Annotated in this window: 13 protein-coding genes; all 13 read right to left on the reverse strand. The window is 43.3% G+C overall.

The window, feature by feature from the left end; genetic code table 11:
• Positions 1-97: 97 nt before the first annotated feature.
• The 13 genes from PGZ10_RS00965 to PGZ10_RS01025 all read right to left on the reverse strand — a co-directional run bounded on the left by PGZ10_RS00965 (position 98) and on the right by PGZ10_RS01025 (position 14,146).
• Complete coding sequence (locus PGZ10_RS00965; RefSeq protein ID WP_270540498.1) at positions 98-613, reverse strand: YqeG family HAD IIIA-type phosphatase; 516 nt, start codon at positions 611-613, stop codon at positions 98-100.
• Entirely contained in the window at positions 606-1,397 is a 792-nt protein-coding gene (locus PGZ10_RS00970; protein WP_022220383.1) for a shikimate kinase, read from the reverse strand. Before PGZ10_RS00970 ends, PGZ10_RS00965 begins: the two co-directional genes overlap by 8 nt.
• Before the next feature lie 106 nt (positions 1,398-1,503).
• Positions 1,504-2,232 (reverse strand): peptidoglycan recognition protein family protein, encoded by a 729-nt coding sequence (locus PGZ10_RS00975; RefSeq protein WP_008375036.1) that lies wholly within the window; start codon positions 2,230-2,232, stop codon positions 1,504-1,506.
• Positions 2,233-2,508: 276 nt separating this feature from the next.
• Positions 2,509-3,963 carry an IMP dehydrogenase gene (gene guaB, locus PGZ10_RS00980; RefSeq protein WP_055155624.1) on the reverse strand — a complete coding sequence of 485 codons (1,455 nt, stop codon included), beginning with the start codon at positions 3,961-3,963 and terminating at the stop codon, positions 2,509-2,511.
• A 207-nt stretch (positions 3,964-4,170) separates the two neighbouring features.
• Positions 4,171-4,662 carry a DUF6106 family protein gene (locus PGZ10_RS00985; protein WP_055155625.1) on the reverse strand — a complete coding sequence of 164 codons (492 nt, stop codon included), beginning with the start codon at positions 4,660-4,662 and terminating at the stop codon, positions 4,171-4,173.
• A gap of 100 nt (positions 4,663-4,762) precedes the next feature.
• Positions 4,763-6,388, reverse strand: coding sequence for a chaperonin GroEL (gene groL / locus PGZ10_RS00990; protein WP_270540499.1), 1,626 nt, complete (start codon positions 6,386-6,388; stop codon positions 4,763-4,765).
• 83 nt (positions 6,389-6,471) lie between these two features.
• Complete coding sequence (locus tag PGZ10_RS00995; protein WP_022220380.1) at positions 6,472-6,756, reverse strand: co-chaperone GroES; 285 nt, start codon at positions 6,754-6,756, stop codon at positions 6,472-6,474.
• A gap of 118 nt (positions 6,757-6,874) precedes the next feature.
• Positions 6,875-7,180, reverse strand: coding sequence for a hypothetical protein (locus PGZ10_RS01000; protein WP_008375025.1), 306 nt, complete (start codon positions 7,178-7,180; stop codon positions 6,875-6,877).
• A gap of 87 nt (positions 7,181-7,267) precedes the next feature.
• Entirely contained in the window at positions 7,268-8,050 is a 783-nt protein-coding gene (gene codY, locus PGZ10_RS01005) for a GTP-sensing pleiotropic transcriptional regulator CodY (RefSeq protein ID WP_022220379.1), read from the reverse strand.
• Between the two features lie 154 nt (positions 8,051-8,204).
• On the reverse strand, positions 8,205-10,292 hold the full coding sequence (gene topA, locus PGZ10_RS01010; protein WP_270540500.1) for a type I DNA topoisomerase: 2,088 nt from the start codon (positions 10,290-10,292) through the stop codon (positions 8,205-8,207).
• Between the two features lie 32 nt (positions 10,293-10,324).
• Positions 10,325-11,413, reverse strand: coding sequence for a DNA-processing protein DprA (gene dprA, locus PGZ10_RS01015; RefSeq protein ID WP_117556107.1), 1,089 nt, complete (start codon positions 11,411-11,413; stop codon positions 10,325-10,327).
• Between the two features lie 14 nt (positions 11,414-11,427).
• Entirely contained in the window at positions 11,428-12,954 is a 1,527-nt protein-coding gene (locus PGZ10_RS01020; RefSeq protein WP_270540502.1) for a YifB family Mg chelatase-like AAA ATPase, read from the reverse strand.
• Between the two features lie 457 nt (positions 12,955-13,411).
• Entirely contained in the window at positions 13,412-14,146 is a 735-nt protein-coding gene (locus PGZ10_RS01025) for a type 1 glutamine amidotransferase (RefSeq protein WP_330674205.1), read from the reverse strand.
• Positions 14,147-14,154: the final 8 nt, after the last annotated feature.

Consider the following 14,154-nt stretch of genomic DNA (forward strand, 5'->3'; position numbering starts at 1 on the left):
ACATTCTTCATCTTCGTGCGAGTGCACATTTTCGGCACGCAGTGCCTTTTATTTGATAGGAAGTTCCTTCGGAATTTCCTATCAAAAAATGCCCTGCCTACTTGCAGGACATTCTCTTTTCGTTCTCTTTTTTATAGAAATGTAATACAATCTTCTCCAGATATCTTTTCAGCACAATCTGGATCTCTTCTTTTGGATTGATTGGCTTCACCAGAATACTCTTCATCCCGGTACGCTTCGCTCCCCACACATCCGTAAAAAGCTGATCTCCGATAAATACAGTGTTTCCTCTGTCCGTTTGCATCAGTTCCATGGCTTTTATATAATTCTTCGTGGAAGGCTTATACGCATTAAACACATACTTGCTCTGCACCTTTTCGGCAAAAGGCTTTACACGTGGTTCCTGGTTATTGGAAATCAGGCATGTATCAAACCCGATGCTGCGCAGCCTGTCAAAAAGACAGATTGCTCTCTCATCTGCCGGTGCTCCATGCGGAACCAGCGTATTGTCAATGTCAAATACCAGTCCACGACAGCCTTCCCGATACATTTTTTCAAAATCCAGTACATAAGTGGACGCTACATATTCGTCCGGATAAAAGGTCTTAAACATGATTCTCATCCATTTCCAGAAGCTTCTGAATCAGATCTTCACAGATCTGCAGAACCGTCTTGTTATCTGTATCTACAACGATATCTGCAGCCGCCTCGTATTTTTCTCTTCTTGCTTCCATCAGCTGCTCGATATATTCTACATTCTTGTGTCCATTAAGCAGCGGTCTGTCGTCACTGTCTTTTACACGGTCAAGAATGGTCTGTGGATGTGCAGTAAGGAGTACTACACGACCATTTTTCTTCATCTCTGCGACATTGCGTTCACGCATTGCCACACCACCACCACAGGAAATGATCACATTCTTCTTCTCCTGCATCTCGATCAGAAGATTGGTTTCCATATTACGGAAGTATTCCTCCCCATAGGTTTCAAAAATATCGGAAATACTCATGCCTTCGCGTTCTGCAATCAGCTGGTCCATCTCAACCACTTCCATGGCAAACATAGTACTAAGATAATCAGAGATCGTACTCTTTCCAGCTCCCATAAACCCAATCAGGACAATGTTGTAATCAAAAAGCTTCCTTGCCTGGATCTTCTTACTGTTGCGCTGGATACGCTCAAATACATCATAAATCTCGTCTCTGTGCTTATCATTGTGAAGGCTGAACATCAGTCTCTTCTTCTGCTTTTCTTCCTGTTCCGGCTGCAGGATCGGCATACCATACTCTTCTTTGTATGCCATGATCTTTTCAATGATCGCATATCTTTCTTTTAATGCCTCTGTGATCTTCGCATCACAGTTTGCAAGCTCTTCACGGTATAATTCCAAATCGTTCATCTATCAATTCCTCGTTTCTCACTCTACTGCTTTCCGGGTGCCTTCAATTGCCCATTATACTAAAACATTATAGCAGACACTTTGGAAGTGAATCAATAGATATTTTTTATTTTGCGTTATCCAGGACCGCTTTTACATCACTTTTAAACTGCTTCCAGGCATCTTCATTTTCGACAAAGTATTTCGGACAGATTTTCCCTGTAATATCATAATGCCGGATCACATCTTCTTCTGTCAGCGAAAACTTTTCACACAGCCATGCTGTAAGTTGTACCATGCTCTTATAAGTTGCCTCGTTGAACTTTCCGGTCTCATCCGGATGACAGCACTCAATGGACACCGTATCAAAATTCCGTGTATTGGACGCATAAGCAACCTCCCAGGTTGGTACGCACTGTACGATTTCCCCGTCCAGTCCTACTACAAAATTACTGCTTGCCTGCGTAATGTGACTGTCCTTCAGTCCCTCAAAATAGTCTCTGTTCTCCATCGCTGTCGAACCAGGATTGGCAGTGTAATGAATGACTATTCCGGTAATCTCATTGGTTGAAAGTCCCGGTCTTGAATATTCATTCACAGTCAACAATTCTACATCAATATCCGGCTTTTGGGCACTGATCACTTCATCAGAAAGCTCACTGTATGCTCTCTGTGCAAAGATTCCTCTTCCACTGATCTTCATAATAGAAAGTGCAAGAAGCAGTGTGATCAGGATCGTACTTCCCACCTTTATATAACGGCTCATTCTGCGCCTCTTATTCGCCTCATAATAGCTTTTTCCATCGCCCCCCCTGTACAGGTTGGCTCTGGTGTTTTTCTTCTTTCTTCGGTTCATTTCGTCATCTCAATCTTTTGTGTTTTTTGCAAATTTTCTGTTGGAATCCCAACTATATCCAGACTATCATAAAATGGTGAGAAATTGTTGAAAAAATTATTATTTTTTTATTAAGGTAGTCGGAAGGGGACGTGTACCCCTCCGAAAAAACAATTGCCGCTGGATTCCGTTGACTGTTGAAGGTTTGGGTGAAGTTTGAAAATAGTTGGATAATGTAAGAGAGAAGAATCGTCTCTCTTACGGAAATGATTCTTCTCTCTTGATTAATTTTGCATCTTATTCATCTACGCTGTAGTTTGGTGCTTCTTTTGTGATGTGAATGTCGTGTGGATGGCTTTCTTTGAGGGATGCGGAAGAAATTTTTACGAAACGTCCTGTTGTCTTAAGAGTTTCGATGTCTGGTGCTCCACAATAACCCATTCCGGAACGGAGACCGCCCATTAACTGGAATACAGTATCTTCTACAGATCCTTTATAGGCAACTCGTCCTTCTACGCCTTCCGGTACAAGCTTCTTCGCATCTGTCTGGAAGTATCTGTCTTTGCTTCCGTTCTCCATTGCTGCGATAGATCCCATTCCACGATATACTTTGTATTTTCTTCCCTGATAGAGTTCGAATGTTCCCGGGCTCTCATCGCATCCTGCGAAGATACTTCCCATCATACATACGTTGGCTCCGGCTGCGATCGCCTTTGTCATATCACCTGAGTACTTAATACCACCATCTGCAATAATCGGAATTCCCGACTCTTTTGCTGCTTCGTAGCAGTCCATAACAGCTGTGATCTGTGGTACACCGATACCGGCTACGATACGGGTTGTACAGATGGATCCAGGTCCGATACCAACCTTTACTGCATCAACACCTGCATCGATCAGCGCTTTTGTTGCTTCTCCTGTTGCAACGTTACCTGCGATCACCTGAAGATCCGGGAATGCATCCTTGATCATTCTTACGGTACGAAGTACATTTGCTGAATGTCCGTGTGCCGAATCAAGTACTACTACATCAACTTTTGCTTTTACAAGAGCTTCTGCTCTTTCAAGACAGTTCGCTGTAATACCGATCGCTGCACCACACAGAAGTCTTCCCTGCGCGTCTTTTGCTGACAGTGGGTATTTGATCTGTTTCTCAATATCTTTAATTGTGATCAGACCTTTTAAGTTAAAATCTTTGTCTACGATTGGAAGTTTTTCTTTTCTTGCTTTTGCGAGGATCTTCTTTGCTTCTTCCAGGGTGATACCTTCCTGTGCTGTTACAAGACCTTCGCTTGTCATGGATTCTTTGATCTTCTTGGAGAAATCTTCTTCAAACTTGAGGTCACGGTTCGTAATGATACCTACCAGCTTTCTTCCCTCTGTGATCGGAACTCCGGAAATACGGAACTTCGCCATCAGTTCATTAGCATCTGCCAGTGTATGCTCCGGCGACAGATAGAATGGATCTGTAATAACACCATTCTCAGAACGCTTAACCTTGTCTACTTCTTCTGCCTGCTGTTCAATCGACATATTCTTGTGAATAATACCGATACCTCCCTGGCGTGCCATAGCGATCGCCATACGATGTTCGGTAACAGTGTCCATTCCCGCACTCATCATCGGTATGTTAAGCTTAATGCCCTTTGTAAGATAAGTTGATAAATCAACCTGATTTGGAATTACTTCTGAATAAGAAGGTACCAGAAGTACATCATCGAAGGTGATTCCTTCTCCAATAATCTTTCCCATGATTTTTCTTCCTTTCTCTCTCGTCTGTAATTTTGATTATCTGCTATGATAACGCATAAATCTATGCTATGTCAAGTCCTTTATCGAGTACATTCGTCCGTCCGTGACAATCACATTTCTACAGATCACTGATAATTTTACGTAACCGTCTTTCTGGATGCAATTGTACCCCGGAACCTGCAAGCTTTTCTGCACGTCTTTCGGGAATTATTTACAAAATACTTTTCTTGGTGCCAGCATCTTCAGTCCTTCACAAACTGTCTTATTTGGCTCAAAAATAATTTTTTTCTTTTCCCCGTTATTTACAACGATCAGCTCATATGTATCTGCCCCCGGCATACCTGAACTGTAATCGGTTCCTTTCAGTCCTTGATAAGGTCTGAGTTCCGGCGAACCGGAAGGTGCCATCATCTCAAGATCCGTCATCTCCATGGAAAACATATTTTTCCGACGGGATTTTGCCATAATCTTATCAATATCAAGACTCCCATTCACAAATAAATACTCATATTCAACATCCATACTCCGGAACAAAAAAACATCCAGTGCGATCATGATCACCGGACCAATTATTCCGAATGGGATCATAAATATAAGTACGACCGACAGAACAGTAAGTATGATAAGTATTGCTTTGATCAGCGTCGTCGAAGATGCTTTCTGCCTCTTCACCAGCTGTTCTGTGTAAAAATCACCCATATCCTAACCTCCAAATATATATATTAAAACTATTGTAACACTTTTATAATAAAAAGAAAACTCCTCTTCTGAGGAGTTTTCTAAAAAACACATTTTCAGCTTACATCATGCCCATTCCCGGAGCTCCGCCTGCCGGCATAGCCGGTACATCTTCTTTGATGTTAGCAACAACGGATTCTGTTGTAAGGAGTGTAGATGCAACACTTGTAGCGTTCTGCAATGCGCTTCTTGTTACTTTTGCAGGATCGAGGATACCTGCTTTCACCATATCTACATATTCTTCATTGTAAGCATCAAAACCATTTCCCGGTTCAGCTTCTCTTACCTTGTTGATGATAACTGCGCCTTCAAGACCTGCGTTAGCTGAAATGTGGAATAATGGTGCTTCCAGAGCTTTGAGGACTACTTTTGCCCCTGTCTTTTCATCACCTTCCAGAGTTTCTGCAAGTTTGGCAACTTCTTTTGATGCATGGATGTATGCTGATCCACCACCTGCAATGATTCCTTCTTCTACTGCTGCTCTTGTTGCATTAAGAGCATCTTCCATACGGAGTTTTGCTTCTTTCATCTCTGTCTCAGTAGCAGCACCTACGCGGATAACTGCAACTCCGCCGGCGAGTTTTGCAAGTCTTTCCTGAAGTTTTTCTTTATCAAAATCAGATGTTGTCTCTTCGATCTGAGCTTTAATCTGTCCGATTCTGGCTTCCAGAGCAGCCTTATCGCCCATACCATCAACGATGACTGTATTCTCTTTCTGAACTTTTACAGATTTTGCACGTCCAAGCTGTGCCATTGTTGTATCTTTCAGTTCCAGACCAAGTTCTTCTGAGATTACCTGTCCGCCTGTTAAAATTGCAATATCTTCCAGCATAGCTTTTCTTCTGTCACCATATCCAGGTGCTTTTACTGCAACTACATTGAATGTTCCACGCAGTTTGTTGACGATCAGAGTTGTAAGAGCTTCTCCTTCGATATCTTCTGCTACGATAAGAAGTTTTGCTCCTGACTGTACGATCTGTTCCAGCAGTGGAAGGATTTCCTGAATATTAGAAATCTTCTTGTCTGTGATCAGGATATATGGATCGTCAAGATTTGCTTCCATCTTTTCCATATCAGTGCACATATATGCTGAAATATATCCACGGTCGAATTGCATACCTTCTACAAGGTCAAGCTCTGTCTTCATTGTCTTTGACTCTTCAATTGTGATAACGCCATCGTTGGAAACTTTGTCCATAGCTTCTGCTACCATCTCACCAACACTGTCATCACTTGCTGAGATAGCTGCTACTCTTGCGATCTGCTCTCTTCCTGTAACTTTGCTGCTCATCTTCTTGATAGCTTCTACAGCACAGTCTGTTGCTTTCTTCATACCTTTTCTTAATACGATCGGGTTTGCACCTGCTTCCAGGTTCTTCATTCCTTCGTGTACCATAGCCTGTGCAAGAACAGTTGCTGTTGTTGTACCATCACCTGCAACATCGTTGGTCTTAGATGCAACTTCACGGATCAGCTGTGCTCCCATATTTTCAAATGCATCTTCCAGTTCGATTTCTTTTGCGATTGTTACACCGTCATTTGTGATAAGCGGTGCTCCGAATGATTTATCCAGGACTACGTTTCTTCCTTTTGGTCCGATTGTTACTCTTACTGTATCAGCAAGTTTGTTGACACCTGCTTCCAGTGCCTTTCTTGCGTCTGCTCCGTATTTAATTTCCTTTGCCATTTTTATCACTCCTGATTCTTAAAAATAAAATTCTGTTCTGATCTGAAAATCTGATTTTTATCTGTATATGATATCCTGCCGGATTATCTGATCACTGCAAGAATATCATTCTGTTTTACAATGATGTATTCTTCATCATCGAGTTCTACTTCTGTACCTGCATATTTGGAATAGATAACTTTATCACCTACTGAAACATTCATCGTAACTTCTTTTCCATCAACAACTCCGCCAGGTCCTACAGCAACAACTTCTGCCTGCTGTGGTTTTTCCTTTGACTGTCCAGGAAGTACGATTCCTGATTTGGTAGTCTCCTCTGCAACTAACTGTTTTAATACAACTCTGTCAGCTAATGGTTCTAATTTCATTATAATTCCTCCTAACTCTATCTTGTTAGCACTCAACAAAATCGAGTGCTAAAAACTTTCTAGGTATAAGATAGCACTCTCTTTCTTTTTTGTCAACATTCGATTTTGAATTTTATAATTACTTTAGATTTATTTCATAAAATCCATTCGTCACCTGCAGAACCAGAATCATACCTGCACGGTTCTCATAACGCTCCTTTATCATCCCTGTACACACAGTCTCACAAGTGATCGTCCGGATCCGGCATTCATATACTGCATCCAGTGAAATATCAGAAAGACTGCCTGAGCGCAGGATCAGATGTACCTGCTCCATCTCCTTCTGATATTCTATGACTGTTGCCTCATAAATATTCTCATCTTTTTCCTTATCTTCTTTCAGATACTGTACCATCGTAAGTACAGCTTTATCTCCATCATACATGCTCTCTTCTCTCCTTTTTACAAATATAATTCCCCGTTAAAGAAAAGGGCATCAGATTTGTCTGATACCCCTCTTTTACTTTTATCCTTAATTCATTTTTTCTTTTTTAATCTTATCCAGTTCTTTGAACACGTAATCATTCACAACCTTGATGTAAGTTCCTTTCATACCGGATGAACGGGATTCGATCACACCCGCACTCTCAAATTTGCGGAGTGCATTGACAATTACAGAACGGGTGATTCCCACACGGTCTGCAATCTTGCTTGCCACCAGAATCCCTTCCATTCCGTTAAGTTCATCAAAAATATGGATGATTGCTTCCAGCTCAGAGAAAGAAAGGGTGCTGATCGCAGATTGTACGATCTGTTCTTTTCTGGTCTCTTCTGCACTCTCTTCATTAACAGAGCGGAGCATCTCAAGTCCCACGACAGTGGTTCCATACTCACTCAAAATGATGTCATCAATTTCGTACATGGACTCTTTTCTGTATAAAAACAGAGTTCCAAGTCTCTCTCCTGCAATGTTGATCGGAGTAATGATCGCCTGATATCCCTGGGATACATCAGCTGTAAATCCAAGGGTCTGCAGATTAACATTCTCTTTTGTGGAAAGAATACTGAGAAGACGTTCATTCAACATCGGATCAATATGTTCTCCCACTTCGTCCTGCAAAAGTTCATGGATCTCCGGGACTCCTTCACATGTGCTGACACCGAGTACCTTTCCTTTCTTACTGACTACCAGTACATTCGATGCCAGAATCTCTGTCAGAACTTCACAGATATCTGTAAACACAACTTTGCTTGAATTATTATTGTGCAACAGTTTGTTAATTTTTCTTGTTTTATCCAATAATTGTACGCTCATATCTGCCTCCATATACTTTTATTAAAAATGTGCGTTTCCGTTCGCATTTTTCACGAATATGAAATATTGTTGAAATTATGCACACAAATTAGTCAAAAAAATGTGCATATAAATATATTATCATACAATTCTGAATAGTTCAATGAAATTTGATTTATTTTTCATCTTTCTCTTTATTTTTAACAAACCCACACTGTTCATTACCGCAGACAAGTTTATTTCCCTTTTCTACCATATAGCTTCCGCATTTCGGACATTTTTCTTCTGATGGCTTCTGCCATGACATAAAATCACATTCCGGATTATCCTCACATCCGTAATAACGTCTGCCTTTCTTTGTCTTACGCAGTACAATGTCTTTTCCGCATTTCGGGCAGGCAATTCCGATCTTCTCCAGATACGGTTTGGTGTTGCGGCATTCCGGGAATCCGGGACATGCAAGGAACTTTCCATGAGGACCGTATTTGATGACCATATTTCTTCCACATTCTTCGCAGACTACATCGGTTACCTCATCCTCAATTTTAACTGTTTCCAGCTCTTTTTCTGCTTTTTCAACCGCTTCATTCAGATCCGGATAGAAATTGCTGATAACCGATTTCCACTCTACCTTTCCTTCTGCGATCATATCCAGAAGTCCTTCCATATAAGCGGTAAAGTTGACATCGACAATGCTTGTGAAAGACTGCTTCATAATATTATTGACCACTTCACCAAGCTCAGTCATATAAAGATTCTTGTTCTCTTTTGCAACGTATCTTCTTGCAATAATCGTAGAGATCGTTGGTGCATAGGTACTCGGACGTCCGATTCCAAGTTCTTCCAGTGTCTTTACAAGAGATGCCTCGGTGTAATGTGCAGGTGGCTGTGTGAAATGCTGCTTATAGTCAAAGGATTCTTTCGTCAGTTCTGAATCTTTATCGATACTCTTGACCATTACATTTCCACTCTGTTTTTCCTCATCGCTTTCCACATATGCCAGACGGAAACCTTCAAATATAATCTTAGATGCCGATACCGTAAAACGGTAATCATCTGCTCCAATTTTAACAGAAGTTGTCTCATATTTTGCCGGCTGCATTCTGCTCGCCACAAAACGCTTCCAGATCAGCTGATACAGACGGAACTGGTCTCTTGTAAGAGATTCCTTGATTTCTGCCGGAACACGGGTAACATCTGACGGGCGGATGGCTTCGTGTGCATCCTGAATATTTTTCCCGTCATTTTTCTGCTTCTGTTCCGATGCAGTCTCTGCCACATACTCTTCTCCGTAGGCTTTTCCAACATAGGCTCTTGCATTTGCATCCGCCTCCTCAGAAATACGGGTCGAATCCGTACGCAGGTAAGTGATCAGACCAACCGTTCCACTTCCTTTAATATCCACACCTTCATAAAGCTGCTGTGCGATACGCATCGTCTTTGAAGTTGCAAAATTCAATGCTTTGGATGCCTCCTGCTGAAGGGTACTGGTCGTAAACGGAAGCGGTGCTTTTTTACTTCTCTCTCCGCGTTTTACATCGACCACTTCATATTCTGCATCTTCCAGATCTGCAAGAATCTTACGCAGTTCTTCTTCGTTATGGATGGTGATCTTCTCATCCTTTGTTCCATAGAATTTTGCTGTAAGAGGCTTCTTTTCTCCCTTTACCTTGAAATTGGCGTCCAGTGACCAGTATTCTTCCGGAATAAACGCTGCGATCTCATCTTCCCGGTCTGCAATGATGCGAAGTGCCACAGACTGCACACGACCGGCACTAAGTCCTCTTTTTACTTTTGCCCAGAGAACCGGACTGATCTTATATCCCACGATACGATCCAGCACACGACGCGCCTGCTGCGCATCTACCAGATCCATGTCGATATCACGTGCATTTTTCAGGGATGCCTTTACCGCACTTTTAGTGATCTCGTTAAAGCTGATCCGGTATACTTTCTTTCCTTCCAGCTTAAGTGCTTTCATCAAGTGCCAGGAAATTGCTTCTCCTTCGCGGTCCGGGTCAGTTGCAAGATAAATCTTATCTGCTTTTTTTACTTCTTTTCTAAGTCCTGCAAGGATCTCACCTTTTCCTCTGATTGTAATGTATTTCGGCTCAAAGTCATGCTCCAGGTCTACTCCCATCTGACTTTTCGGCAAATCTCTTACATGTCCGTTTGATGCCATTACCACGTAATTGCTGCCGAGAAATTTCTTTATGGTCTTCACTTTTGTCGGTGACTCTACAATCACAAGATAACGTGCCATATATTATATTCCTCCATATTAATAGTGTCAGATCATTTAGCTCTGACATAATAATTTTTTGATCTTTCCTGAATGCATCCTTTCAACTGAAGAGATACACAGATTCCCATCACCTCCTGTGGAGTAAGTCCGGTTTCTCTCTGTAAATCATCCAGCCCCCGCGGATACAAACCGAGCTTACTATACACCAAATTTTCTTTCGTTTCAAGCTTTATTTTATTTTTCGTGTCTGATATAATTGCGATTTTCTTCTTTAGCAGCCCTTTTATAACCAGTTCTTCCAGCAAATCTTCTTCATTCAGAAGAATCCCTGCTCCCTGCCGGATCAGGCGGTTACAACCACAGCTCAGCGGCTCTGTCACCATCCCCGGGAGAGCATAAATGTCTCTTCCTTGTTCAAGAGCCATGTCTGCTGTAATCAGGGATCCGCTCTTTTCTTTTGCCTCCATAACAAGTACCACATCGGCAAGTCCGCTGATCAGACGGTTTCTTGCCGGAAAATGCCAGGCAACCGGTGGAGTTCCCGGTGGCTGTTCAGACAGTATGCCGCCCCGCTTTATCAAATCATTATAGAGTCCTTTATGTGCCGCCGGATAACATACATCTGCTCCGCCTCCCAGGACCGCAAATGTCTTTCCTCCAACATTTAATGCAGCCCGGTGTGCCATCCCGTCAATTCCCAGTGCCATTCCACTGATGATCTGGATTCCACTCTCCGCAAGTCTTTCCACAAAGCGAAGCGTCATTTTTTCACCATAACTGCTACATCTTCTGGCACCCACCACCGCCACCGACGGGATTCCCTCCTGTGGCATCTCCCCGATAAAAAAGAGTGCATACGGCATTCCCGCAAGTTCTTCAAGCCGCTTCGGATAATTTTTCTGGCCACGGACTGCCATCTGAATTCCCCGGTCTACCGCTTTTTGATACGCTTCCCTCCAGTTCCTTTTTTTCTTACTTTCTTTCAGGATCTCCCACTCTTTTTCTGTAATTGTCTGTTCTCTGATTCCTTTTTCTTCTATATAATAGACTGCTTCCGCAGATCCGTTTTTTCTGCATAATTCACACTTCCTGCCACCGGTGATTCCTTCCACACACGCCAGCCAATATGTATACCACATTTCACTCATTTCTCTTATCCCCAGTATTCTTTATCCATAACCCGATACCCCAGTGCCTCTCGAAGTGTCGCAAGATCGATCTCCTCCTTTTCCTCCAGATCTGCGATTGTCCGTGCCACCTTCAACACCTTATGATAGCTCCTCACCGTCAGGTTCATCACTTCATAAGCCTGGCGCATCATCCGTTCTTCCTCTTTCCCAAGATGACAGTATTTTTCAATTTCATTTTGTCCCATCTGTACATTTTTTGTCAGCTTTTCTTCCCGAAAACGTTCCATCTGACGCATTCTTGCAAGCATCACTTTTTCCCGCATGGCTCTGGAATCCATCCCTGTTCCCTTTCCGGTCAGTTCTTCATATTCGACCTTGGGTGCCTCCATGCAGATATCAATCCGATCCAGAAACGGCTGGCTCAACTTTCCCTGATAATTCCGGATCTGCCCGGGCGTACAGGTGCATTGGGGACCAGGAGCCATTCCACAGGGACATGGATTCGTTGCAGCAACCAGCATAAAGTCTGCCGGAAAAATATAAGCTCCCTGCTGCCTTGCCAGATGAATGCATTTTTCTTCCAGCGGCTGCCTGAGCACCTCCAGAACACCTCTTGGGAACTCCGCCAGCTCATCCAGAAAAAGGACACCTCCATGCGCAAGTGTTGCTTCTCCCGGCGATGGGATTCGTCCGCCTCCGATGAGTGCTGCCCGCGTCACGGTATGATGGACCTCCCGGAACGGTCTCTTCCAGATCAGCGGATTCTCTCTTTTAAGCAGTCCCGCCGTACTGTAAATCCCCGTGATCTCCAGACTTTCTTCACGGTCAAGCGGTGGTAGTATCGTCGGAATTCGTTTGGCAAGCATTGTCTTTCCGGAACCAGGCGGACCGACATAAAGCAGGTTATGTCCTCCTGCCACTGCCACCATCGTCGCTCTTTTTACTGCTTCCTGTCCCTGAATATCACTATAATCTATGTCCCATTCTTCCATTCCATGAGCCTCTTCCTGATCAGGTTTCTCCATCTGAGGCATATACTCACCCTTCAGCCATCTGCATACCTCTTCCAGAGTCTCTGCCCCAAAAATCTGTATTCCCTGCGCCAGCCTTCCCTCATCCTCATTTGACTTCGGAATCACACAGCACCTAAAGCCAGCCCTCTTTGCTTCCAGAACAATCGGAAGGATTCCCTCTACCGGCTGTAGCGTTCCATCCAGTCCGAGCTCCCCTGCAAGTAAAATATCCTCCACTGCTTTTTCCGGGAAAATCCCCATTGCCCCAAGTACTGCAACTGCAATTGGAAGATCAAATACAGATCCCTTCTTGCGGACACATGCCGGCGACAGATTGATCACAATCTTTTTCGCCGGCATGGTATAACCGGCATTGCGCATGGCAGTTCTTACCCGTTCTGCTGCTTCCTTTACCTCAGAAGACAGATATCCCACCATATGAAACATTGGAAGTCCGTTCCCTGCATCTGCCTCTACCTGCACAAATTCTACTTTCAGCCCCAGAATCGTTGCCGAATGTACCTTATAAAATCCCATATTAAATTCACCCTTGCCTTTCCCCGGCAAAAGTTCAGAAGTTTTATTTCAGAAAATATATGGCGAAATGCCATGAGCGATTTGCTAAAAGAAAACCGATATCTTTTAGAAAATGTATCCTTATGATAGTATGGGGATGGGATTTTGTCAAGATGAGTTGGAGGAAATTTTTGTACGAGCAGGTTGTGAGGTCGTCGTGGGAAAATCATCTCTTTCGATTCCATTGTGCAAACCATTCCGAGAAGCCTCTGAAAGCGAAAATTGTGTCAGCAATGGCTTCCACAATTTTTGAGTCTTCTCTCCATTGCACAATAAGTGAATCGAAAGAGATGATTTTCCCACGACGACCACTGTACTTTACTGGCAAAGTTTTGCCTTGATGTATCATAGATGGGACAAAATGCCACTGCACAGGTGGGATGGAACCCTGTGTGCAGTGGCATTTTCTAAATAAGCATTATTTGCTTAATCTTTGTTTCATGTATTCGTTGGCGTTTAATTCCAGGGTGTCTTCCAGTGGCGCAAGTGGTTCTATTTGACCGTATTTGCGTTCTAGGGCAGTTTGTAATATAAAATCACAGAGTACCGGGTTCTTTGGTAAAAGGGAGCCGTGTGAATAGGTTCCGAAGACATTTTTGTAGCGGGCTCCTTCGGTTTGGTCTTCTCCGTTGTTGCCGTAGCCTTTGAGCATTTTGCCGAGTGGTGATACGCCTTCACCCAGGTAGGTCTTGCCGGAATGATTTTCAAAGCCGACTACGACAGCTCCACTGCTCTCCGGGAGGGTCTCAAACATATAATTGCCGATCATACGCTCTTTTGATCCAACGGTATGAATGTTGATCGCGCCGGTAAAATCGAGCTGGACACCATCCCAGGTCTTATAATACTGGCCAAGCATCTGATAGCCTCCGCAGATTGCGAGGAAGATCTTTTCATCTTCCACGGCAGCGCGGATCTCTGCTGCTTTTCCGGTCCCCAGGTCTTTCAGAAGGACTTCCTGTTCAAAGTCCTGACCTCCGCCGATGAAGAAAATATCATAGCGGTTTGCATCCAGCGCCTCTCCGATCGAGCAGCCTTCTACATTGACCTTGATTCCACGATCCTCCATACGGCGTTTCATTGTGATGATGTTGCCCCGGTCTCCATACAGATTAAGGATGTCCGGGTAAAGATGACAGATATTCAGTTCCATAATTCCCT

Origin of the sequence: Coprococcus sp. AF102-57 (assembly GCF_027686195.1) — a bacterium.
GTDB lineage: Bacteria > Bacillota > Clostridia > Lachnospirales > Lachnospiraceae > Allocoprococcus > Allocoprococcus comes.